Raw genomic sequence first — 20,443 nt, forward strand, 5'->3', positions numbered from 1 at the left:
GTCGTAGGTCTGGTGCGAGGGGCTCTTGTGAAGCCATGCACAAGCCTCGCGCGCGAACCGGGGCGATGCCGCATCCAACGGGTGTGATCTTGTCCGATGAGCGTGTGACAAGCGTCTCGCGGCCCGCGGTGGCGCGGGTTCAGGACCGTCCGAGCAGGTCGCGCAGCTGCTGCTCGGTCGTGATCTCCGACGTCATGCCGAGGAGGCTACGCCGTCGAGGACGTAGGACGTGAGAGCCGTGAGCGTGGGCTGAGCGGGTGACGAGGCGAAGCCGAAGCGGACGGCGGGGGTGACGGGTGCCAGGTCGCCCAGCTCGGTGCCCTCCCACGTGGCCCGCGCGCACGTCAGCCGGCGGACGTGCCGGGCGGCGTACCACTCCGTGCGGCCGCCGCCTGCCGTGCCGTAGGTCTGCACGCCGGGCATGATCCGCCGCGCGAAGGGATTGCAGAAGCGGGCCCATGCCGGGGTGCGGCGCAGTGCGGCCGGCACGAGACCCAGCACGGGGGAGACCCACAACGATCTGCCGGGGGTGAAGCGCACCTGCAGCGAGCGGGTGTGCACCGACCACTCGTCGCCCCGGGTCACCGACACGGGCTCGATGCGCACCTCGTCGAAGGAGTACGTCGACGCCACGAAGTCGGCGACGTCCTGCCGGGGCGCGATGAGCGTGCGGTGACCCGACGGCTGCTCGATCATCGTGTCGGCGAACGCGCCGAACGGGCTGACGTCCCACACGCCGACCACGATCCGGGTGCCGGACGTCGTGCCGAGGCCGGCGATGTGACCCTCGAACGAGCTCGTCATGTCGGCCAGTCTGTCCGACCTCTCCAATCGGGCTGGCCGCTCGTCACGGTGCCGGTTCGGACCTCGACGACGCGGACTCGGCCATCATGGCCGCGAGGTCGAAGCCGGTCGTGCTCCTCACGAGCTCGACGACCTGCGCCATGTTGGTGGCCAGCGCCTTGGGCAACGCCGACGCGCCGTCGGTCGAGACGACCGTCAGCTGGTCGATGTTGCCCATGGGCGCCGCCAGCTCGCGGGCGACCTCGGGCAGGATCTTGACCAGCATCTCCAGGATGGCCGCCTCGCCGTACTCCTTGTACGCGTCGGAGCGAGCCTGCATCGCCTTGGCCTCGGCCTCGCCGACGGCCTGCTTGGCGGCAGCCTCGGCCTCGCCCTCGAGCCTGACGGCGTCGGCGATGAGCCCGCGGCGGGACTTCTCGGCCGATCCGAGTCGCTCGCCCTCGATCGCGGACGCCTCGGCGGCGGCGATGCGGGCGGCCTTCTCGGCCTCGGCGTTGGCGACCTTCGCGCTACGGGCACCCTCGGCCTGCGACACCGTGGCGTTGCGCTGGGCCTCGGCCTCCTGCTCGATGCGGTAGCGCTGGGCGTCGGCAGGCTTGCGGACATCGACCTCGAGCTGCTTCTCGGTGACGGCTGCGCGACGCTCGGCGACCTTGGCCTCCTCGGCCAGCACCTCCTGGTCGCGGGCCGCCTTGGCGAGCGGTCCGGCGGCGGTGGCCTGCGCGAGGGCGGTGTCGGTCTCGACCTTGATCTCGGCCCGCTTGAGGGCGAGGGTGCGCTCGGCGATCGCGACCTGCTCGTCGGCGGCCAGGCGGCTCTGCTCGCTGATCTTGTGCGACTCGGCCTCGGCGATGTCGGCGAGCTGCTTGATCTTGGCGGCCTCGGGACGGCCGAGGTCGCGCAGGTAGGTGCCCTCGGCGTCCGACACGTCCTTGATCGAGAACGAGTCGAGCGTCAGCCCCTGCACCGACAGCGACGCCTCGGCGGCCTCGGCGACCTTGGACGCGAACGCCCCGCGGTCCTGGATGATCTGCTCGACGGTCAGGGTGCCGACGATGGCCCGCAGCTCGCCCTCCAGGACCTCGGTCGTGAACACGTGGATGGACTCGGTCTGGCCCAGGAAGCGCTGTGCGGCGGACCGGATGTGCTCCTCGTCGCCGCCGATCTTGACGACCGCGACGGCCTGGACGTTGAGGCTGATGCCCTGGCTCGAGGGTGCCTTGTGCACCTGGAGCGTGATCTGCAGCGACGACAGCGGGATGCGCGCCATCGACTGCACGAAGGGGATGACGAACGTGCCACCGCCGACCACGACCTTCTGGCCGGTCATGTCGACGGCCCGCTTGTCGCGGCGGCCGGTGATGATGAACGCCTCGTTGGGGCCGGCCACCTTGTAGCGGGTGACGATCGTGCCGATGAGCAGGACGGCCAGGACGGCGAATCCGGAGATGGCGATGATGGTGGTCATCGAAGAACCCTTCTGGGTGGTGGTCGGTTCAGACGAGCGGGGCGACCTTGACGGCCGAGGGTGACAGCGACTGCACGACGGCGACCGACGAGCCGAGCGGCAGGTCGGTGTCGGCGAGCGCGTTGTACTTCATGCGGTGGCCGGCGACCGTCACGGCGACCTCGCCGTAGGCACCGACGCGGATGGGGCTGACGACGGTGCCGGTCGTCCCGACTACGTTCCACGCGGTCACGTTGGCGTCGGTCTGGGTGTTCTGCATCGCGCGCATGCCGAGACCGGCACCGCCGCCGACGACCAGCCCGGCCACCGCGGCCGCGGCCAGGACGCCGGGCGTGCCCCACTCGTCGGGGAGCAGCAGGCCCGTCAGGCCGAACGCCGACAGGAAGGCCGCGACGGCCGTGCCCGACAGGAACGGCGTGTCGAGGTCGAACACGTCGAGCAGACCGTCGAAGACGACCGACACCAGCAGCATGACCAGTCCGATGGCGGCCAGAACGAGAAACAGCATGGGGGAGTCCTTGCGGTGGGCCGGCGGCGATGGGGACATCAGTGCGGTGTGGAAGATCAATGTAGTGCGACAGGGCGTCAGCTCGCAGCCGACGGGGCGGATGGCACGCTGGAGGCGTGGCCCTCCTGCCGTTCGACCTGCCCGCGGGCCTCCTCGCGCCGAATGGTCGCGGCGACGACTGGGTCGCGTGGGTCGAGCGTCTTCCCCGCATCGTCGGCGGGCTGCTCGACGAGTGGGCGCTCACGGTCGACGGGATTCCCCTGCACGGGCGGACGGCGCTCGTCGTGCCGGTAGTCGCCGACGGCGTCCCCGCGATGCTCAAGGTCACCTGGCCGCATGACGAGGACCGGCACGAGATCCTGGCGCTCCAGACCTGGCACGGACGCGGCGCCGTGCGCCTCCTGCGAGCCGATCCGCGCCGCGACGCGATGCTGCTGGAGCGACTGCACCCGCGCGACCTCACGACCCTGCCGGTGCTGAGCGCGTGCGAGGTCGTCGCCGGCACGTACGCGACGCTCCACGTGCCGGCCCCGCCGCAGCTGGTGCCGTTGTCCCGTCACGTTCAGGCCTGGGTCGACGAGCTGGGCCGTCTGCCGCGTCACGCCCCCGTGCCTCGCCGCCTGGTCGAGCAGGCCGTCCACCTGGGGCGCTCTTTCGTCGACGACCCGCAGACCGTCGGCCGGCTCGTGCACACCGAGCTGCACTACGCCAACGTCCTGGCGGCCGACCGGGAGCCGTGGCTCGTGATCGGCCCGTCGCCGGTCTCGGGAGATCCGCACGCAGAGGTCGCTCCGCTGCTGTCCAACCGCTGGGACGAGGTCGTCGCGACCGGTGACGTGCGCACGGCCGTCCGCCGCAGGTTCCACACCGTCGTCGACACGGCCGAGCTCGACGAGCAGCGAGCGCGCGACTGGGTCGTGCTCCGCGAGGCGGTTCACGCGGCGTGGGCCGTCGACGAGCACGACCACGACCGGATCACAGCGGCGGTCGCGATCGCCAAGGCCGTGCAGGACTGAGCCGGCACCAAGCTCGACGGATGCGCCGGACGGATGCGCCTGTCGGTGAGCCCGGTTAGCGTGGCGGTCATGGCTCTCGTGACCTTCAAGAACCTCTGCCTCGACGCCAACGACGTCTCCTCGATGTCGGGCTTCTGGTCCCGGGCACTGCGCCTGCCCGTCGAACCGTTGGAGGGCGGCGAGGCCGTCCTGCGTGGCGACGTCGAGGCGCGGTCGGTGTGGATCAACCTCGTGCCGGAGGCGCGCGAGGTCAAGAACCGCGTCCACCTCGACCTCGTGGCCGAGTCGCTCGACGAGTTCGCCGGGCTCGACCAGCTGACCGAGCCGGGAGAGTTCGCCTGGGAGACGTACACCGACCCCGAGGGCAACCTGTTCTGCGTCTTCACGGGCTCCGAACGGGACCCCGGGCTCAAGGACGTCGTGGTCGACTCGGTCGACCCGCGGTCGATCGCGTCGTGGTGGGCCGATGTGCTCGGCGGGTCGATCGGGCACCCCGAGGGCTACAGCCACGTCGACGACATCCCGGGCGCGCCGGTCGAGTCGTTCGACTTCGTGCCGGTGCTCGAGCCCAAGACCGTCAAGAATCGCCTGCACTGGGACGTGACCCTCCTGCCGGGCGCGACCGTCGACGACCTGATCTCCCGCGGCGCGACGGTGCTCGCCCTGCCCGGCGACGGACACGCGTGGACCGTCATGTCCGATCCCGAGGGCAACGAGTTCTGCGTCTTCGAGCCACGGTGATGCCAGCGGGTGGCATCCGCAGCACGTGGCACCCGCATGACAGAGTGAGCCCGTGGCCACCATCGACCTGACCTCTGACGTCGTGACGCTCACCGCGGCCCTCGTCGACATCGCCTCCGAGAGCCTGTCCGAGCAGGAGATCGCCGACGCCGTCGAGGAGGCACTGGGGCGTCTCCACCACCTCGAGCTGGTGCGCGACGGTCACACGATCGTCGCGCGCACGTCACTCGGTCGCGGTGAACGGGTCGTGATCGCCGGGCATCTTGACACCGTGCCGGCCAACGCCAACTTCCCGTCGCGGCTCGAGGACGGGGTGCTCCACGGGCTCGGCTCCTGCGACATGAAGGGCGGTGTCGCGGTCGCGCTGCTGCTCGCCGCGACCGTGGCCGATCCCGTCCGCGACGTCACCTACGTCTTCTACGAGGCCGAGGAGATCGCCGCCGAGTTCAACGGCCTGGGCCGCCTGGCACGGGAGCGTCCCGAGCTGCTCGACGGCGACTTCGCGATCCTGATGGAGCCGTCTGACGCCGGTGTCGAGGCCGGCTGCCAGGGCACCATGCGCGTCGACGTCCGCACGACCGGCGAGCGCGCCCACGCCGCGCGCTCCTGGGCGGGGAGCAACGCGATCCACGCCCTGGCACCCGTGCTCGCCAGGCTCGACTCCTACGCGCCTCGCCAGGTCGAGATCGACGGCCTGACCTACCGCGAGGGGCTCAACGCCGTCGGCATCCGCGGCGGCGTCGCCGGCAACGTCGTGCCCGACGAGGCCGTCGTCACGGTCAACTACCGGTTCGCCCCCGACCGCTCCGAGGCAGAGGCGCACCAGCACCTGCAGGAGGTGTTCGAGGGCTTCGGCCTGACGATCACCGACTCGGCCCCCGGCGCGTTGCCGGGCCTGTCCCGACCGGCCGCCGCGGAGTTCGTGGCCGCCGTCGGCGCCGAGCCGCGACCCAAGTTCGGCTGGACGGACGTCGCCCAGTTCACCCAGCTCGGCATCCCGGCGGTCAACTACGGCCCCGGCGACCCCGTCTACGCCCACAAGGCCGACGAGCAGGTTCCCGTCGAGCACCTGCACCGCGTGCTCTCCACCCTCCAGAAATGGCTCACCACATGACCGGTCGTCCCACCCACCAGAAGGGTCCGGTGCGTCTCAAGGGCGGCCAGCTGCCCGACACCACCACCGACCAGCGGCTGCTCGACTCACGAGGCGACGCGGGCTGGGTGCACACCGACCCGTGGCGGGTGCTGCGCATCCAGGCCGAGTTCGTCGAGGGCTTCGGGGCGCTCGCCGAGCTGGGGCCGGCCGTGAGCGTGTTCGGCTCGGCCCGCACCCAGCCCGACGACCCCATGTACGCCGCGGGTGAGCAGATCGCCGCGCGCCTGTGCGAGGCGGGCTACGCCGTCATCACCGGAGGCGGACCCGGCGCGATGGAGGCCGCCAACAAGGGCGCGCACGAGTGCGGCGGCGTGTCGGTCGGGCTCGGCATCGAGCTGCCCCACGAGCAGGGCATGAACGAGTGGGTCGACCTCGGTGTCAACTTCCGCTACTTCTTCGTCCGCAAGACGATGTTCGTCAAGTACGCACAGGGCTTCATCGTGCTGCCCGGCGGCTTCGGCACGATGGACGAGCTGTTCGAGGCGCTGACGCTCGCCCAGACCGGCAAGGTCACGTCGTTCCCGATCGTCCTGTTCGGCAGCGCCTACTGGGGCGGCCTGGTCGACTGGCTGCGCGAGACGATGCTTGCTGACGGCAAGGTCGGCGCGGCCGACATCGACATGCTGCACGTCACCGACGACGTCGACGAGGCGGTCTCCTACTTCGTGGCCCGGGACGACACCTGACCGCCGTGCCAGCCGTGGTCCGTTGCCCGTGGGGCGACGACCCGGCGATGACCGACTACCACGACCTCGAGTGGGGCCGCGTGCTGCGCGGCGACCGCGAGCTGTTCGAGCGGATGTCGCTCGAGGCCTTCCAGTCGGGACTCTCGTGGCTCATCATCCTGCGCAAGCGCGACCGCTTCCGCGAGGCCTTCGCGGGCTTCGACCCCGAGGTCGTGGCGCGGTTCGGCGACGCCGAGGTGGCCGAGCTGCTCGACGACGCCGGCATCGTCCGCAACCGGCTCAAGATCGAGGCCACGATCAACAACGCCCGCACGCTGATCGGCCTCGAGGAGTCGTTCAGTGACCTGCTGTGGTCGTTCTCGCCCGGTCCGCGGCCGGCGCCGCAGACGTTCGCCGACGTCCCAGCCACGACGCCCGAGTCGATCGCGATGGCCAAGGCGCTCAAGAAGAAGGGCTTCCGCTTCGTCGGTCCGACCACGGCGTACGCCCTGATGCAGGCCACCGGCATGGTCAACGACCACCTCGCCGACTGCGTCGCCCGTGAGGACGTCCGCGGCCTCTAGGCGTGGCTCCGCAGGATCGGCTACGTCCCGTCCTACGATCCGATCATGTCGAACCGGAGAATTCCCCGCTCCCGCCGTGCCATGGGTGCCGTTGCGCTGCTGCTCACCGCCGTCGTCGTGGCCGTCGTGGGCATCGTCGTCGCCACCGTGCCCGTGCTGATCGCCGCCACGCTCTACGCCGTCGTGGCGGGCGTCGTCGCGGCCCGACTGCTCTCCGACGAGGTCGCCCAGCTGCGCCGCGACTGGGCCCGTGACCGCGCCGAGCTGGCCGACGGCAACCGCACCGCCGCCGTCGCCCGCTCGCGCGAGCACATCGCCTTCGCCGAGCAGATGGGCCAGCGCGTGAGCCTGCGCGACGCCCAGATCGCGACCCTGCGCGACGCCATCGTGACGGCGGAGATCGAGCTGGCGCAGGCGCGCGAGCGGGTCTCGGCCGAGCGTGCCCGCAGCGCGGCCCTCGAGTCCGATGCCAGCGCCGCCCAGTCCGATCTCGAGTCGGCGCGCGTCGACCTGCGCCGCGCGAGCGACGCCCTCGCGGCCAGCGAGAGCGCCGAGCTGCAGGTGCGGGCCGAGCTGCTCGCGTGGGAGGAAGCCGCGTCCGAGGAGGCGCGCCGCCAGCACGACCGCAAGCTCGCCTGACCTCCCATTGCGCTGGGCCTGACGTTCCTGCGGACACGCCGACGGCGTGTCGGTGAGAACGTCAGGCCCACCGGTGTGTCTGGGGTCAGCGGCCCGTGAAGACCGGCTCCTGCTTGGCCAGGAAGGCCTCGACGGCGACCTGGTGGTCGGACGACGCGCCGGTGATCGCCATCTTCTGGCCCTCGTGCTCCAGCGACGACGGCAGGTCGTGGGTCGCCGAGAACGCCACGGCCCGCTTGATCGCGCCGTAGGCCAGGGTCGGGCCCTGTGCCAGCTCGGAGGCCAGTGTCGCGACCGCGGCGTCGAACTCGTCATCGTCGACCACCGACGTCGCGAGACCCATCGCGAGCGCCTCGTCGGCCGACACCGTGCGCGGGCGCAGGAGCAGGTCCATGGCGCGTCCCTGTCCGACCAGGCGGGGGAGCGTCCACGAGGCGCCCGTGTCGCACGAGAAGGCGATGCCGGCGAACGCCGTGTTGAAGCCGGCCGAGCGCTTCAGCACGCGGAAGTCGGATGCGAAGGCGATCGAGGCACCGGCTCCGGCGGCGATGCCGTTGACCGCGGCGACGACGGGTTTGGGCATCGTCGCGATGGCCGTGGCGATGGGGTTGTAGTGCTCGACGACAGTCGTCGACCCGCCGAGGTCCTGCTCGCCGGTGAGGCCCGAGACGTGCTCCCTGAGGTCCTGACCCACGCAGAACGCCCGGCCCGTTCCCGTCAGGACGACGGCGCGCACGGCACCGTCGGCGGCCGCCTCGTGCAGCGAGTCGCGCAGGGCGACCTTCGTCGCGAGCGTCAGGCTGTTCATGCCGTCAGGCCTCTGGAGGGTGATCGTGGCGACCCCATCGGCGACGTCGTACGTGAGGGGAGCGGTGCTCATGGGGGTCTCCTGCGGGACTGAGGTCGAATCCGATCGAGGCATAGGCGATAATGGTAGACACGCTTGCACCGTCGGTCTGAGCGCCATGACGAGAGGGGAACTGATGGCCGCCATGAAGCCACGGACCGGAGACGGACCGATGGAGGTCACCAAGGAGGGTCGCTGCATCGTCATGCGCGTCCCGCTCGAGGGCGGAGGACGTCTCGTCGTCGAGCTGAACAACGAGGAAGCTGCCACGCTCGGCGACGCGCTCAAAGCGGTCTAGGTGTACGGGCTGACGGTCCGCTGGTCTCTGGTGGACGCGCCCAAGGGCACGCTCAAGGCCCTGCGGGCGTACGTCGAGGACGAGTCGCACGCGAAGTTCGCCGGACTCGACGGCCTGCGGTTCAAGACGTGGCGCGCCGTCAAGGGGCAGTGGTTCGAGGGCAGCTATGTGTTCGTGTCCGACGAGGCGCGTGCGGCGTTCCAGCACTCCTTCGAGAAGACCGCGAAGGAGTCAGCGGGGTCGAAGATCATCGGCTCCAAGCCGATCCTGATCGAGGCCTGCGAGATCGTCGCGGTCGTGCGTGGGCCTGCGGGCTTCCGCTCGTCGAGCCATTTCGAGCACGAGCGCAAGGACGACTAGGACTGCAGCTGGGCGACCAGCAGTCCGTCGCCGAGCGGCACCAGCACGCTACGCAGGCGGTCGTCGGTCGCGACGCGCCGGATGACGTCGCGGATCGCGGCGGTCTCGGGGTCGCGCTGCGACGGGTCTGCGACGCGGTCGTGCCACAGGGCGTTGTCGAACACGATGAGCCCGCCGGGGCGGACGAGACGCAGGGCCTGCTCGAGGTACTCGCCGTACTCGACCTTGTCGCCGTCGAGGAAGACGAGGTCGTAGCCGTCGTCGGTCAGCCGGGGCATGACGTCGAGGCCGGCTCCCGCGATGAGCCGGAAGCGCTGCGGGGCCTGCTCGGCGGCCGTGAACGTCTCGCGGGCCAGGCGCTGGTGCTCGGCCTCGAGGTCGACCGACGTCAGCACGCCACCGGGTTGCATGCCGCGCAGCAGCCAGAGTCCTGAGACACCCGTGCCGGTGCCGATCTCGGCGACCGCCTTGGCACCGATCGCCGATGCCAGGAACGAGAGTGCCGATCCGGCACCGGGGGAGACGGGCACGACGCCGACCTCGTCGGCGCGACGTCGCGCAGCGGCGAGGTGGTCGTCCTCGACCTGGTGGTCCTCGGCAAATGCCAGGCTTGCTGCGGTGGTGATGACGTTCTCCTCGGTCGGTGGTGTGGTCCCAGCCTATCGGCGGCAGGCCGCCAGACCCGGGAGGCCGCGACGAAACATCGGGGAACAGTCAGCCGGTTCTGTGCGTTCTCTCAGGTGAAGACACAACGATCGACCCATGAAGGCAGATGACGTGGCCACGACGACGCTCGATCCGGCTCCGGCCGACTGGGAGGCTGTCGTCGCCGAGCACTCCGCCCGGGTCTACCGCCTGGCCTACCGGCTGACGGGCAACCGACCCGATGCCGAGGACCTCACGCAGGACGTGTTCATCCGGGTGTTCCGCTCGCTCGACACCTACGAGCCGGGCAACTTCCCGGGCTGGCTGCACCGCATCACGACCAACCTGTTCCTCGACCGGGTGCGCCGCAAGTCGCGCCTGCGCATGGACGGCTTCGGGGAGGGCGCCGAGGAGCGTCTGCTGAGCCACGAGGTGCTGCCGGAGTCGGCCGTCCACGACGCCAACTTCGATCCCGACATCGAGGCCGCGCTCGCCTCGCTGTCCGACGAGTTCCGTGTCGCGGTCGTGCTGTGCGACATCGAGGGCCTGTCGTACGAGGAGATCTCCGACGTGCTGGGCATCAAGCTCGGCACGGTGCGCTCGCGCATCCACCGCGGTCGCACGCAGCTGCGCGAGACGCTGGCCCACCGCGCGCCCACCGAGGGACGCACCAGGTTCGTGGGTCCGGTCGGCGCCTGATGCCTCACCTGGGTGCCGACGTCGCTGCGTACGTGGACGGACAGCTGTCCGGGTCCGCTGCGCGCGAGGCGGTCGCCCACCTGGAGACGTGCGACGCGTGCGAGAAGGCGGTCCGGCAGCAGCGCCTGCTGAAGTCGCGCATGTCGACGGTCGCCACGCCCGAGCCCCCCGCGGCCCTGCTCGCGTCGCTGGCGGGGCTGGCCGCCGATCCTCCGGCCCGCGAGAGCTGGTGGGTTCGCCTGGGCCGTTCGCTGCCGCTGCGGGCCGGCGTGGTCGTGGTGACCGCGTCACTCGCGGTCGTCGCGACGGCCTACGCCGTGGGCGGCTCCGGTCGACCGGGTGATGAGGTGCAGCCCCCGTTCAACCAGTACACGGCCGACTTCGACGCCCCGGTGGCCTCGTTCGACACCGCGTCGGGCGACACCGTGATCACCGCTGCCGCGATGGACGACCTGTCCGAGTACGGCTGGGCCTGTCACGACACCCTGGCGGGCGACCTGCACCGGGTCTCGGGCGCCTACACGGGTGCCGACGAGGTCATCTCGCTGGTCTACACCGACGGCTCGTCCCGGCTCAACCTGTACGAGCAGACCGGGGTCCTCGCTCCGTCGACGCTCGACGGGTTCCGCTCCGAGACGATGGCCGGCTCGCGGGTGTGGGTGCGTCCGGGCTCTCCCATGGTCGTCACGTGGGACGACGACGGCACGGTGTTCACGATCGTCACAGACGTCGACCACCAGCGCGTCGAGCGGGCCGTCGCAGAGCTGCCGACCGACTCCGACGAGCAGGGACTCGGCGAGCGCGTCGGCGACGGCCTCACCCGCATGTCGTCATGGGTCGGAGCCGCCTGAGCGGCATCCGCCGAGGAGTCAGGTCGCCTCGGAGTCGAAGGGCGGCTTCTCGCCGGGCCGCAGGATGCGGGTCTCCTTCGTGGCGGCGGGCGTCGTGTCGTCCTCGTCCAGGAAGTTGCGGCGCACGATCTCGCGGGGGTCGAGGTCGCGCAGGTTGATGCCCGAGAAGTCCTCGCCCATCTCGCGGCCGAGATCGTTCTTGGCGTTGTCGGCCATGCGGCGCACCGTCCGCACGAAGCCACCGGCCTGCTTGGCCAGCTCGGGCAGCTTCTCAGGTCCGAACAGCAGCAGGGCGACCACGAGTATCAGGCCGATCTCGGGCCAACCCATGCCGAACACGGTGTGACCCTACAGGCGTCCGGCGGGTGCCAGTCCGAGCTGCATGCCCACGAGACCGCGCGAGCGTCCGCTGAGCTGGTCGGCGACGCCCTGCAGGATCTTGGCCGACTCGGAGTCGGGATCGGACTCGACGATCGGGTCGCCGGCGTCGCCGCCCTCGCGCAGCTTCTGGTCGAGGGGGATCTGGCCCAGCATCGGGACGTCGTAGCCGAAGCGGCCGCTGAGGGTCTCCGCGACCTTGGCGGCACCGCCGGAGCCGAAGATCTCCATGCGCTCACCACCGGGGACCTGCAGGTACGACATGTTCTCGATGACGCCCGCGACGCGCTGGTGCATCATCGAGGCCATCGTGCCGGCGCGCTCGGCGACGTCGGCGGCAGCGGGCTGAGGTGTCGTGACGACGACGATCTCGGCGTTGGGCAGGTGCTGGCCGAGGCTGATGGCCATGTCGCCCGTGCCCGGGGGCAGGTCGAGCAGCAGGGCGTCGAGATCGCCCCAGTAGACGTCGCTGAGCATCTGCACGAGGGCACGGTCGAGCATGGGGCCGCGCCACGCGACGACCTGGTCCTTGCGCGGCTTGAGCATGCCGATGCTGATGACCTTGAGGCCCTTGATCGGGACCGGCATGATCATGTCCTCGACCTGGGTCGGGCGGATGTCGCCGACGCCCAGCATGTCGGGGATCGAGTGGCCGTAGATGTCGGCGTCGACGATGCCGACCTTGAGGCCGCGCTTGACCATCGCGAGCGCGAGGTTGACCGTGACGGTCGACTTGCCGACTCCGCCCTTGCCCGACGCGATCGCGAAGACCTTGGTGAGCGAGCCCGGCTGGGCGAAGGGCACCTCGCGGTCGGCGCGTCCGCCGCGCAGCATCGTCTGCATGTCCTTGCGCTGCTCGTCGGACATGACGCCCATGTCGACGAGGACGGCGGCCGCCGGGGCGACGGTGCCGACCGCGGCGGTGACGTCGCGGGTCAGCGTGTCCTTGAGCGGGCAGCCGGAGACCGTCAGGAGGATGCGCACCGTGATCTGGTGGTCCTCGATCGTGATGGTGTCGACCATGCCGAGCTCGGTGATGGGCCGCTTGATCTCGGGGTCGTTGACGCCTTCGAGGGCCGTGCGGATCTGCTCTTCGGTCACTGCTGCCATGCGCCCATCGTACGTGGGGGCCCGTCACGACGGGCCTGAGTGTGACCTAACCCCGCACAGGGCGGCAGGGGAGTCGGTGGCTGAGAGGATGGACGAGTGGGCCACCTCGACCTGAACTCCGTCAGCTACACCCTCTCCGACGGACGTCCCCTGCTCGACGACGTCAGCCTGCGCGTCGGCGAGGGCGCGAAGGTCGCGCTCATCGGACCGAATGGCACGGGCAAGACCACCCTGACCCGCATCGCGACCGGCGACCTCGCCCCGCATGCGGGTGCCGTCACGGTCACCGGCGGGCTGGGCGTCATGCGCCAGTTCGTCGGGTCGGTGCGCGACGAGACGTCGGTGCGTGACCTGCTGGTCTCGGTGGCGCCCGCCGCGGTGCGCGATGCCGCGCTCGAGGTCGACCGCACCGAGCTGCTGATGATCGAGCGTGACGAGCAGGACGACCAGATGGCCTACGCCCAGGCGATCGCCGACTGGGGCGACGCCGGCGGCTACGAGCACGAGACCCTCTGGGACGTCTGCAGCATGGCGGCGCTCGGTGTCCCGTTCCAGCAGGCCCAGCACCGCCGGGTGTCGAGCCTGTCGGGCGGTGAGCAGAAGCGGCTCGTGCTCGAGGCGCTGCTGCGCGGCCCCGAGCAGGTGCTGCTGCTCGACGAGCCCGACAACTACCTCGACGTGCCCGCCAAGCGGTGGCTGGAGCAGCAGCTGGTCGAGTCGCCCAAGACCGTGCTGTTCGTCAGCCACGACCGCGAGCTGATCGAGCGCGTCGCCGAGCGCATCGCGACGCTCGAGCCGGGTCCCGACGGCAGCACGCTCTGGGTGCATCCGGGGCGCTTCTCGACATACCTCCAGGCGCGCATCGACCGCAACGCCAGGCTGGAGGAACGGCGGCTCCGGTGGGACGAGGAGCGGGCCAAGCTCAAGGCACTGGTCATCATGTACCGGCAGAAGTCGGCCTTCAACTCCGACATGGCCTCGCGTCTTCAGGCCGCCGAGACGCGGCTCGAACGGTTCGAGCGGCAGGGGCCGCCCGAGGCCGTCCCGATCGCGCAGAGCCTGCGGATGCGGCTCGAGGGCGGACGGACGGCCAAGCGTGCCGTCGTCGCCGAGCAGGTTGAGCTGACCGGGCTGATGAAGCCCTTCGACCTCGAGATCTGGTTCGGCGAGCGGGTCGCGGTGCTCGGCAGCAACGGATCGGGCAAATCGCACTTCCTGCGACTGCTGGCCGCCGGCGGCTCGCGGCCCGACATCGAGCACGAGCCGGTCGGCGACGTCGTCCCGCCGCCGGTCGAGCACACCGGCATGGCCCGGCTGGGCTCGCGGGTGCGTCCCGGCTGGTTCGCCCAGACGCACGAGCATCCCTCGCTGATGGGACGCACGCTGCTCGAGGTGCTGCACCACGGCGACGGCCACCGCAGGGGCATGGGCCACGAGGGATCGGCCAAGGCGCTCGACCGGTACGGCTTGGCCAAGGCCGGCGACCAGGTCTTCGAGCAGCTGTCGGGCGGCCAGCAGGCGCGCTTCCAGATTCTTCTGCTCGAGCTCGCGCACGCCACCGTGCTGCTGCTCGACGAGCCCACCGACAACCTCGACCTGGAGTCGGCCGAGGCGCTCGAGGCGGCACTGTCGACGTTCGAGGGCACGGTCGTGGCCGTGACCCACGACCGCTGGTTCGCCCGCGGGTTCGACCGGTTCGTGGTGTTCGGGTCGGACGGCAGGCTGTACGAGACGGACGAGCCGGTGTGGGACGAAGGACGAGTGGAGAGGGAGCGTTCATGAGCCAGGACGTGTTCAGCGAGGGTTTCTGGGACGAGCGTTACGGTGCGGACGAACGGGTGTGGAGCGGGCAGGTCAACCCGCAGCTCGTCGACCGGGTCACCGGGATGCGTCCCGGCCGTGCCCTCGAGGTCGGTGCCGGTGAAGGAGCCGACGCCATCTGGCTGGCGCGTCAGGGCTGGCAGGTCACGGCCTTCGACGTCTCGCAGGTCGCCCTCGACAAGGCCGCCGCCCATGCCGTCGAGGCGGGGGTCGCCGACCGCATCACGTGGCAGCGGGTCGACCTCAGCACGTGGACCGGCGAGCCGCCCACGTACGACCTGGTGTCGGCCCAGTTCATGTACCTCGACCAGCCGGCGCTGTCACGGCTCTACCGTCAGCTCGGCGCGGCTGTCGCTCCGGGCGGCACGTTGCTGCTGGTCGGGCACCACCCCGTCGACGAGCGACACGGTTCGCACGACTTCCCCGACGTCCGCTGGACGCCCGAGGAGGCGGCCGGGTGGCTCGATCCCGCCGACTGGACGACCATCGACGTCGCGACGGTCCAACGGCAGGGCCGCGCGGGCAGCTCTCACAGCAGCACGGTGCACGACGGCATCGTGCAGGCCGTCAAAGCCGCCGCGAAGTGAACGAAAAATTCATCTCGCCCCGACATGACGGCGTCGGAGTTGTCGGTTAAAGTCATGCTGTCATTCCGATTGTCATCCCGCCGTGGTTCGTCCGTGGCGCTGTAGAAGGGGTATGCAGCATGGCCAACGTTTCAGTTTCCTACCAGGAGATGCAGGACCAGGCGACCAAGCTCAACAACGGTCGCGTGGACATCGAGTCGCAGCTGTCGGCTCTCAAGACGCAGATCGAGGGCCTGGTCACGGGTGGCTTCGTCACCGACTCGGCATCCGACCAGTTCCGCACGTCGTACGAGGAGTTCAACTCCGGTGTCTCCAAGGCGCTCGAGGGTCTCGACGGCATGGCGACGTACCTCAACAAGGCCGCCGAGACGTTCGCCGACGTCGACACGCAGCTCGCGAGCGCCCTCAAGGGCTGATCGACCAGCATCACCGACTCGGCAAGGGGTGGCCGGGCCAACGTCCGGCCACCTCGTGCTGTGTCGACTCTTTCTGTTGACCACTCCCACGCGAGAGAGCACTGAACCATGGCTGCTGACCTGACCTACAACAGCGGTGACCTGGAGACCCTGGGCGACCAGCTCGGCGATCTCCACGGAAAGCTCAAGGACGACGGGCGTCTGAAAGAGCTCAACAAGGAAGAAGTCGGCCACAACAAGGTCGCCGAGGCGATCGACGACTTCGTCAACGACTGGGACGACAAGCGCAACAAGCTCAACGACAAGGTCGAGGCCCTCGCCAAGATGGCCAGCAAGTCGAGCGAAGAGTTCACCAAGGCCGATCTCGAGCTGGCCGAGGCCCTCAAGCAGAAGCCCGAGGACGAGTCGTGAGCGCGCGCAACTACCTGCAGTGGGAGCTCGTGGGCGAGGGCAAGGACCCGGTGCCGGCCTCCGAGTACGACGTCGAGCAGTCGGCCAAGATCTTCTCCGACCAGGGCAAGCAGATGAACGACGCAGCCTCGCTGCTGCGCCAGATCAGCGACATGACCGGTTGGACCGGCGAGGCCGCCAAGGAGCTCGCCGACAAGGCTGACGACGCCTACAGCGATCTCGACAAGGCCGCCGAGAAGTACGTCGACGCGGGCAAGGCGCTCTCGACCTTCGCGATCGCTGTCGGCACCGCGCGCGACGAGACCGCCGGTGCGGTCGCCGACGCCGTCGAGGCCGAGGCCCAGCGCAAGGCCAATGCCACGAGTGACCTCGAGGGTGTCGCCGAGCCGACCGAGGCGCAGAAGAGCGACGAGGAGCAGCGCGGCAAGGACCTCGAGAAGGCCAACTCGGCACTCAGCGCTGCCCGTACCCGTCTCGTCAACGCCCTCGAAGACCTCGACACCGCCGCCAACAAGGCGGCCAGCGACATCAAGAACGCGTCCGAGCAGTTCAAGGACAGCAAGATGGACGACATCAAGGGTGCTGTCAGCTCGGCTCTGGCGGTGATCGTCGACGCGCTGCAGGTGCTGGCCGTGATCCTGGCCATCGTGATCATCGTGCTGCTCATCATCGGCACCGGTGGTGCCTTTGCGGGCGTGCTCGCAGTCCTCGGCACCATCGCGTTCTACTTGGGGGCCACGATTCTTGCCCTGACGGTGGTGCAGTTCCTGATGGGCGACGCCACCTGGCAGGACGTCGCCTGGGCGACGCTCGGCGTGATCGGCGGCGGCGCTGTGCTCAAGGGTGCCAAGGGTGCCACCAAGGCGCTCGGTGCCGTGCGTGCCATGCAAGAGGCGAAGATCACGACCCAGGTCATCAAGAATCTGTCGCCCATGGTGAAGTTCGCCAAGATCGTCCCCATCAAGTTCATCCGCAACTGGGGGCTCGGCAAGCAGGCTGCTGCGGTTGACGACGCCCTGGGCTCGTTCCGCGGACAGCTGGACTCGTTGGTGATCGACAAGACGCTGCTGAGGGTCACAGGCTTCGACGGTGTCGTGTCGAACATCCGTCAGATCAATGCGCTGAAGGCGATGTCCCCGTCGCTCGACATGGTCAATTCGCTCAACACCGCCCTGCGCAACGTTGTCTACGAGGGCACGGGTGCCGTGCTGTCGATCCCTGCCACGGCCCACGACATCTTCACTGCCGACGGACCCCTGTTCAACACGATCGACAACATCGGTGATCTCGGCACGCACATCTCGAGCGCTGGTCGGTGACGCGACTCTCGCTGCGTCCTGGTCCTCTGAGTGGCTTGGAGATTGCGGACGCTCGTGGGTGGCGCATCGACGCAGACAGCGCAGGCGGGGTGGTTCTTCGACGTCCCGGTGCCGCCGACTCGGTGGTCGCCTCGCCTGGCCAGGTGGCGCGGGTCGTGCTGCTGCGCGGCGACCTGATCCCGCGCGGTCTGCGGACGCGGGCCCGGCGGGGCTATTTCGACGACTACGATCAGGTGCTCGCGCTGCTGTCCGACGATGCGGCGCTGCTGGTCGTCCCCCTGCGCCTGCTGTCGCACGGGCAGGTCTCGAGCGCGAGCGAGATGCGCGAGGTGTCGGGGGCCGACGAGTTCGCGCAGGCGTGCGGACTGGCGCTCGAGCCCGGCACGGCCAATGATGCAGCCATGGCCTCCGCGCCCGATTCTGCCCTGGTCCACCAGCCGGTGCGGGCGGAGCTGCGCACCGCCTTGTGGCGGCACATCGTGCTGCTGACCGTCACGGTGCTGTCTGTGCTCGCGATGCTGAGCACAGACGGTGTGGTCGGCCAGATCGCGTCGGTCCTGGGCACCGTTGCCGTCGCGGTGCTCGCCGCCGACCAGTGGCGATACCGTGCACGCTTTCTCGACCTGGTCCGGGGACGCCCGTCGAGTCCCGACCGCACCGATGTGCTGAACCTCCTCGATGAGCGTGTGCCGAGGCAACTGCGCGAGGCACGGCTCCAGATCGGTGCCGATGACGTGGTGCACGTGGTCGGGGCCACCGAGACCTGGGTGGCGGGCCCGCACCTCGGTGGCGCACAACGGTGCATCATCGGACCGGACGTCATCGCGTTCGTCGACCGTCGCGGCGTCCACCTCATGCTCCTCGAGGCGTCGTCCTGGACCACCGACTCCGACCGGTCGGCGCTGACCGACGCCTGCCGTCGCCATGGCATCGAGGTCACGACCGTGCGGGCGGCGCTGGCCTCACCCGAGTATCTGGTGTCGCACCGGTTGCAGGCGAGCGCCGGCACCTTGGACTCGCCGGCCTCGTCGGCTGCAGCCGACGGGGAGATCGTCCCCATGGGACCATTCGCGACGGCCCTCGTAGCGATGCTCATCGCGCTCGGGCACATCGCCCCGTTCGACGACCTCGACGCGTTCAGGGCCTCGGTCGCGCTCGTCGCCGGCCTCGCGGCGGCCGTTGCCGCCTCGGCACAGCTCAGACATCGACGGTGGAATCGCGAGCAGATCCGCTCGGAAGGGGAATGACCGTGGAACCAGCTCTTAGTGTCGGAGGCTTTCGCGAGTGGTTCCCGCTCGCGCTCGACACGGACCCCGACGAGTACGCAGACATGGTCGTCGAGCACTTCGCAGATGATCCGACGCCGCCGGAGACCTTGAGGATGGTGGCGGCCGGGCTGACCGGGCTGACCGAGCAGCTCACGGAGGCACTCGGCGACACGACGCTCCTGCTAGGGGCCTGGGTGCTGCTGCCGCCCGGCGGCAGGACGCTCGACATTCGCACCGTGGCCCGGCTCGAGGCGGTCCGGGTGAGGCCTGGGACGACGCCAGCGGAGATGGTCGCCGACCTCGTCTCGGAGTCCCAGCTCCACCAGCCTCCGAACGTCGAGCAGATCGAGACGGCTTCGGGGGTCGCGACGCTCCTGCGCAACCGCACCTACTCCACGACCGACCACGGCACGGAGCTGCAGGAGGTGGTGTGCATATTCTGGCTGCCCGCCGACGAGAACTACGCGATCGCGCTGACCAGCATCCCCATGACGGACCTGGTCATGGCGGCCGACGTCTCGGACGCCATGATCGAGCTGGCTCGATCGGTGAAGGGAGCACGATGACGTCCGAGACCCGCACCGTCAACGGGCCGGAGGGAGCCTGGCGATTGCTGGTCCCGTCGGGATGGGCCACGCTGTCGACGGATCCTGGCCTGCGCAACGGCCAGATCAAACGCCTGCTGGACCGCCAGTTCGAGGGCACGGCCCGTGACGAGCTGATCCAGGTGCGGATCGAGGCCGATCGCCGTCTCAAGGCCGATCTCGCCCGGGCCGCCGAGAACGGCGTGACTCAGCTCCACGCGTTGATGGAGCCGATCGCGGGCCTGCCGGTGTCGGCGACGCTGCTGGTAGCCCAGCTGTACATCGGGTCTGACCGCGAGGTCGCCAAGGACCTGAGGAGGCTGCTCGGAGACGCCACCGGGGTGCTGGAGGTCGATGAGCTGGTGCTCGCCGGCGTTCCCGCGACCCGCCGCCGTCGCAGAGTTCTCGAGCCCCTCGGTGAGGAGCCCGGCTCGCCTGAGATGTGGCACACCCACATCGACTACATGGTGCAGATCAGCCTCGACGACCTGCTGGTCCTGAGCTTCGTGACGTCGACGGACCCTCTGGCCGACGAGCTCACCTTCGTCTTCGACTCGATCGCCGCCACACTGCATCAGGGGGACGGCGACCTGCAGTGGCAGCCGAGCGTCTATCCGCCGTCCGAGGCAGACTAGGCGGGTCCCACAACCAGGAGGATCTCGTGACGGACGTGCACCTTCGCACCTTTGCGGCGAGGTCTGGTGCCGGCCCGCGGCCGTGGCGTCTCCTGCTGATCGCCATCCCGGCGCTGGTCGTGGCGATCTACCTGTTGGGATATCTCATCGTGGGGATCGTCGCGGTCATCACGACCGTCATCGCGGTCCCTCTGGCGATACGGCACCGACGCATCGAGTCGACCAGCGAGGTCGATGTCGGACCCGACGTGGTCGTGCACCGCCGCGGGGGTGTCGAGCTGACGCGGGTCCGACGTCGTGCCCCGGGCTACGAGGTCGTGGTCTTCGCGGACCAGTACGGCATCACACCGCAGATGTTGGTGACCGACGGCACCCACCACATCCGGCTGGTGCGCGGTCAGTGGCGCGGCGAGACGCTCGACGAGCTGGGGCGTGCCGCCGCCACCGGTGTGCCGCGTGTCAGCACCTGGAAACAGGTCAAGCAGTCGCACGCACCAGCCCTGACGTTCTGGGAACGTCACCAGACGCCGATCATCGTCGGCACCGTCATCGGCATCCCGTTGCTCGTCATCGTCGGTGGCGTGCTCGCGGTGCTGCTGTTCGACGTCGGCTGACGACCCGTAGGTCGCCGCC

At 69.8% G+C, this 20,443-nt stretch carries 26 protein-coding genes; 19 read left to right on the forward strand and 7 right to left on the reverse strand.

Features of this window, described 5'->3' with window-relative positions; genetic code table 11:
- Nucleotides 1-192: 192 nt before the first annotated feature.
- Genes JOF40_RS10410 through JOF40_RS10420 form a run of 3 tightly spaced genes read right to left on the reverse strand, consistent with a single transcriptional unit; the run spans nt 193 to nt 2,780 of the window.
- Nucleotides 193-804, reverse strand: coding sequence for a hypothetical protein (locus JOF40_RS10410; protein ID WP_129185310.1), 612 nt, complete (start codon nt 802-804; stop codon nt 193-195).
- A gap of 43 nt (nt 805-847) precedes the next feature.
- On the reverse strand, nt 848-2,272 hold the full coding sequence (locus tag JOF40_RS10415) for a flotillin family protein (protein WP_129185309.1): 1,425 nt from the start codon (nt 2,270-2,272) through the stop codon (nt 848-850).
- A gap of 28 nt (nt 2,273-2,300) precedes the next feature.
- Nucleotides 2,301-2,780 (reverse strand): NfeD C-terminal domain-containing protein, encoded by a 480-nt coding sequence (locus tag JOF40_RS10420; RefSeq protein WP_129185308.1) that lies wholly within the window; start codon nt 2,778-2,780, stop codon nt 2,301-2,303.
- Nucleotides 2,781-2,896: 116 nt separating this feature from the next.
- Between JOF40_RS10420 and JOF40_RS10425 the strand changes: the two genes are divergently transcribed.
- From JOF40_RS10425 to JOF40_RS10450, 6 genes are all read left to right on the forward strand, one after another.
- Nucleotides 2,897-3,796 carry an aminoglycoside phosphotransferase family protein gene (locus JOF40_RS10425; RefSeq protein ID WP_246153003.1) on the forward strand — a complete coding sequence of 300 codons (900 nt, stop codon included), beginning with the start codon at nt 2,897-2,899 and terminating at the stop codon, nt 3,794-3,796.
- Between the two features lie 69 nt (nt 3,797-3,865).
- On the forward strand, nt 3,866-4,537 hold the full coding sequence (locus JOF40_RS10430; protein ID WP_129185307.1) for a VOC family protein: 672 nt from the start codon (nt 3,866-3,868) through the stop codon (nt 4,535-4,537).
- 52 nt (nt 4,538-4,589) lie between these two features.
- Nucleotides 4,590-5,651: a succinyl-diaminopimelate desuccinylase gene (gene dapE / locus JOF40_RS10435; RefSeq protein ID WP_129185306.1), complete on the forward strand. Its 1,062-nt coding sequence runs from the start codon at nt 4,590-4,592 to the stop codon at nt 5,649-5,651.
- Nucleotides 5,648-6,379 (forward strand): LOG family protein, encoded by a 732-nt coding sequence (locus JOF40_RS10440; protein ID WP_129185305.1) that lies wholly within the window; start codon nt 5,648-5,650, stop codon nt 6,377-6,379. The genes dapE and JOF40_RS10440 overlap by 4 nt, the downstream gene beginning before the upstream one ends.
- A 14-nt stretch (nt 6,380-6,393) precedes the next feature.
- On the forward strand, nt 6,394-6,942 hold the full coding sequence (locus tag JOF40_RS10445) for a DNA-3-methyladenine glycosylase I (RefSeq protein WP_425458211.1): 549 nt from the start codon (nt 6,394-6,396) through the stop codon (nt 6,940-6,942).
- Between the two features lie 45 nt (nt 6,943-6,987).
- Entirely contained in the window at nt 6,988-7,581 is a 594-nt protein-coding gene (locus JOF40_RS10450; protein ID WP_129185303.1) for a hypothetical protein, read from the forward strand.
- An 85-nt stretch (nt 7,582-7,666) separates the two neighbouring features.
- On the opposite strand, the gene JOF40_RS10455 is transcribed toward JOF40_RS10450, so the two are convergent.
- Nucleotides 7,667-8,461, reverse strand: coding sequence for an enoyl-CoA hydratase-related protein (locus JOF40_RS10455; protein ID WP_129185302.1), 795 nt, complete (start codon nt 8,459-8,461; stop codon nt 7,667-7,669).
- Between the two features lie 103 nt (nt 8,462-8,564).
- Here JOF40_RS10455 and JOF40_RS10460 point away from each other — a divergent pair, with 103 nt between their 5' ends.
- Complete coding sequence (locus JOF40_RS10460) at nt 8,565-8,726, forward strand: DUF3117 domain-containing protein (RefSeq protein WP_019145023.1); 162 nt, start codon at nt 8,565-8,567, stop codon at nt 8,724-8,726.
- Nucleotides 8,727-8,756: 30 nt separating this feature from the next.
- A complete protein-coding gene (locus JOF40_RS10465) occupies nt 8,757-9,086 on the forward strand; it encodes a hypothetical protein (protein ID WP_246153004.1) in 330 nt (109 codons plus the stop codon).
- Here the strand turns inward: JOF40_RS10465 and JOF40_RS10470 are convergent.
- Nucleotides 9,083-9,616 (reverse strand): O-methyltransferase, encoded by a 534-nt coding sequence (locus JOF40_RS10470; protein ID WP_307800766.1) that lies wholly within the window; start codon nt 9,614-9,616, stop codon nt 9,083-9,085. The genes JOF40_RS10465 and JOF40_RS10470 overlap by 4 nt on opposite strands.
- 232 nt (nt 9,617-9,848) lie before the next feature.
- Here JOF40_RS10470 and sigE point away from each other — a divergent pair, with 232 nt between their 5' ends.
- Both sigE and JOF40_RS10480 read left to right on the forward strand, forming a co-directional pair.
- On the forward strand, nt 9,849-10,430 hold the full coding sequence (gene sigE, locus JOF40_RS10475; RefSeq protein ID WP_129185298.1) for an RNA polymerase sigma factor SigE: 582 nt from the start codon (nt 9,849-9,851) through the stop codon (nt 10,428-10,430).
- The gene (locus JOF40_RS10480) at nt 10,430-11,281 is read left to right on the forward strand and encodes an anti-sigma factor family protein (RefSeq protein ID WP_129185297.1); all 852 of its coding nucleotides are present in this window, start codon (nt 10,430-10,432) and stop codon (nt 11,279-11,281) included. The genes sigE and JOF40_RS10480 overlap by 1 nt, the downstream gene beginning before the upstream one ends.
- An 18-nt stretch (nt 11,282-11,299) precedes the next feature.
- Here the strand turns inward: JOF40_RS10480 and JOF40_RS10485 are convergent, their stop codons facing one another.
- Both JOF40_RS10485 and JOF40_RS10490 read right to left on the reverse strand, forming a co-directional pair.
- A complete protein-coding gene (locus JOF40_RS10485) occupies nt 11,300-11,611 on the reverse strand; it encodes a sec-independent translocase (protein ID WP_245343569.1) in 312 nt (103 codons plus the stop codon).
- An 18-nt stretch (nt 11,612-11,629) separates the two neighbouring features.
- Nucleotides 11,630-12,769 (reverse strand): Mrp/NBP35 family ATP-binding protein, encoded by a 1,140-nt coding sequence (locus tag JOF40_RS10490; RefSeq protein ID WP_129185295.1) that lies wholly within the window; start codon nt 12,767-12,769, stop codon nt 11,630-11,632.
- A gap of 96 nt (nt 12,770-12,865) precedes the next feature.
- Here JOF40_RS10490 and JOF40_RS10495 point away from each other — a divergent pair, with 96 nt between their 5' ends.
- The 9 genes from JOF40_RS10495 to JOF40_RS10535 all read left to right on the forward strand — a co-directional run bounded on the left by JOF40_RS10495 (nt 12,866) and on the right by JOF40_RS10535 (nt 20,424).
- Nucleotides 12,866-14,551, forward strand: coding sequence for an ABC-F family ATP-binding cassette domain-containing protein (locus JOF40_RS10495; protein WP_129185294.1), 1,686 nt, complete (start codon nt 12,866-12,868; stop codon nt 14,549-14,551).
- On the forward strand, nt 14,548-15,177 hold the full coding sequence (locus tag JOF40_RS10500; protein ID WP_129185293.1) for an SAM-dependent methyltransferase: 630 nt from the start codon (nt 14,548-14,550) through the stop codon (nt 15,175-15,177). The genes JOF40_RS10495 and JOF40_RS10500 overlap by 4 nt, the downstream gene beginning before the upstream one ends.
- Nucleotides 15,178-15,296: 119 nt before the next feature.
- Nucleotides 15,297-15,593 (forward strand): WXG100 family type VII secretion target, encoded by a 297-nt coding sequence (locus tag JOF40_RS10505; protein ID WP_129182934.1) that lies wholly within the window; start codon nt 15,297-15,299, stop codon nt 15,591-15,593.
- A 108-nt stretch (nt 15,594-15,701) separates the two neighbouring features.
- Nucleotides 15,702-16,004: a hypothetical protein gene (locus JOF40_RS10510; protein ID WP_129185292.1), complete on the forward strand. Its 303-nt coding sequence runs from the start codon at nt 15,702-15,704 to the stop codon at nt 16,002-16,004.
- Nucleotides 16,001-17,323 (forward strand): putative T7SS-secreted protein, encoded by a 1,323-nt coding sequence (locus tag JOF40_RS10515; protein WP_129185291.1) that lies wholly within the window; start codon nt 16,001-16,003, stop codon nt 17,321-17,323. Before JOF40_RS10510 ends, JOF40_RS10515 begins: the two co-directional genes overlap by 4 nt.
- 89 nt (nt 17,324-17,412) lie before the next feature.
- On the forward strand, nt 17,413-18,570 hold the full coding sequence (locus tag JOF40_RS10520) for a hypothetical protein (RefSeq protein ID WP_129186001.1): 1,158 nt from the start codon (nt 17,413-17,415) through the stop codon (nt 18,568-18,570).
- 2 nt (nt 18,571-18,572) lie between these two features.
- The gene (locus tag JOF40_RS10525) at nt 18,573-19,157 is read left to right on the forward strand and encodes a hypothetical protein (protein ID WP_129185289.1); all 585 of its coding nucleotides are present in this window, start codon (nt 18,573-18,575) and stop codon (nt 19,155-19,157) included.
- The gene (locus tag JOF40_RS10530; protein ID WP_129185288.1) at nt 19,154-19,810 is read left to right on the forward strand and encodes a hypothetical protein; all 657 of its coding nucleotides are present in this window, start codon (nt 19,154-19,156) and stop codon (nt 19,808-19,810) included. Before JOF40_RS10525 ends, JOF40_RS10530 begins: the two co-directional genes overlap by 4 nt.
- A 26-nt stretch (nt 19,811-19,836) precedes the next feature.
- Complete coding sequence (locus JOF40_RS10535; protein ID WP_129185287.1) at nt 19,837-20,424, forward strand: hypothetical protein; 588 nt, start codon at nt 19,837-19,839, stop codon at nt 20,422-20,424.
- The last annotated feature ends 19 nt before the right edge of the window (nt 20,425-20,443 follow it).

The organism is Aeromicrobium fastidiosum (assembly GCF_017876595.1).
In the GTDB taxonomy this organism is placed as follows: domain Bacteria; phylum Actinomycetota; class Actinomycetes; order Propionibacteriales; family Nocardioidaceae; genus Aeromicrobium; species Aeromicrobium fastidiosum.

Coding starts and splice junctions, on each gene's coding strand:
- JOF40_RS10410 (WP_129185310.1), bottom strand. CDS start 804: ATGACGAGCTCGTTCGAGGGTCACATCGCCGGCCTCGGCACGACGTCC.
- JOF40_RS10415 (WP_129185309.1), bottom strand. CDS start 2,272: ATGACCACCATCATCGCCATCTCCGGATTCGCCGTCCTGGCCGTCCTG.
- JOF40_RS10420 (WP_129185308.1), bottom strand. CDS start 2,780: ATGCTGTTTCTCGTTCTGGCCGCCATCGGACTGGTCATGCTGCTGGTG.
- JOF40_RS10430 (WP_129185307.1), top strand. CDS start 3,866: ATGGCTCTCGTGACCTTCAAGAACCTCTGCCTCGACGCCAACGACGTC.
- JOF40_RS10440 (WP_129185305.1), top strand. CDS start 5,648: ATGACCGGTCGTCCCACCCACCAGAAGGGTCCGGTGCGTCTCAAGGGC.
- JOF40_RS10450 (WP_129185303.1), top strand. CDS start 6,988: ATGTCGAACCGGAGAATTCCCCGCTCCCGCCGTGCCATGGGTGCCGTT.
- JOF40_RS10455 (WP_129185302.1), bottom strand. CDS start 8,461: ATGAGCACCGCTCCCCTCACGTACGACGTCGCCGATGGGGTCGCCACG.
- JOF40_RS10460 (WP_019145023.1), top strand. CDS start 8,565: ATGGCCGCCATGAAGCCACGGACCGGAGACGGACCGATGGAGGTCACC.
- sigE (WP_129185298.1), top strand. CDS start 9,849: ATGAAGGCAGATGACGTGGCCACGACGACGCTCGATCCGGCTCCGGCC.
- JOF40_RS10480 (WP_129185297.1), top strand. CDS start 10,430: ATGCCTCACCTGGGTGCCGACGTCGCTGCGTACGTGGACGGACAGCTG.
- JOF40_RS10485 (WP_245343569.1), bottom strand. CDS start 11,611: ATGGGTTGGCCCGAGATCGGCCTGATACTCGTGGTCGCCCTGCTGCTG.
- JOF40_RS10490 (WP_129185295.1), bottom strand. CDS start 12,769: ATGGCAGCAGTGACCGAAGAGCAGATCCGCACGGCCCTCGAAGGCGTC.
- JOF40_RS10500 (WP_129185293.1), top strand. CDS start 14,548: ATGAGCCAGGACGTGTTCAGCGAGGGTTTCTGGGACGAGCGTTACGGT.
- JOF40_RS10505 (WP_129182934.1), top strand. CDS start 15,297: ATGGCCAACGTTTCAGTTTCCTACCAGGAGATGCAGGACCAGGCGACC.
- JOF40_RS10510 (WP_129185292.1), top strand. CDS start 15,702: ATGGCTGCTGACCTGACCTACAACAGCGGTGACCTGGAGACCCTGGGC.
- JOF40_RS10530 (WP_129185288.1), top strand. CDS start 19,154: ATGACGTCCGAGACCCGCACCGTCAACGGGCCGGAGGGAGCCTGGCGA.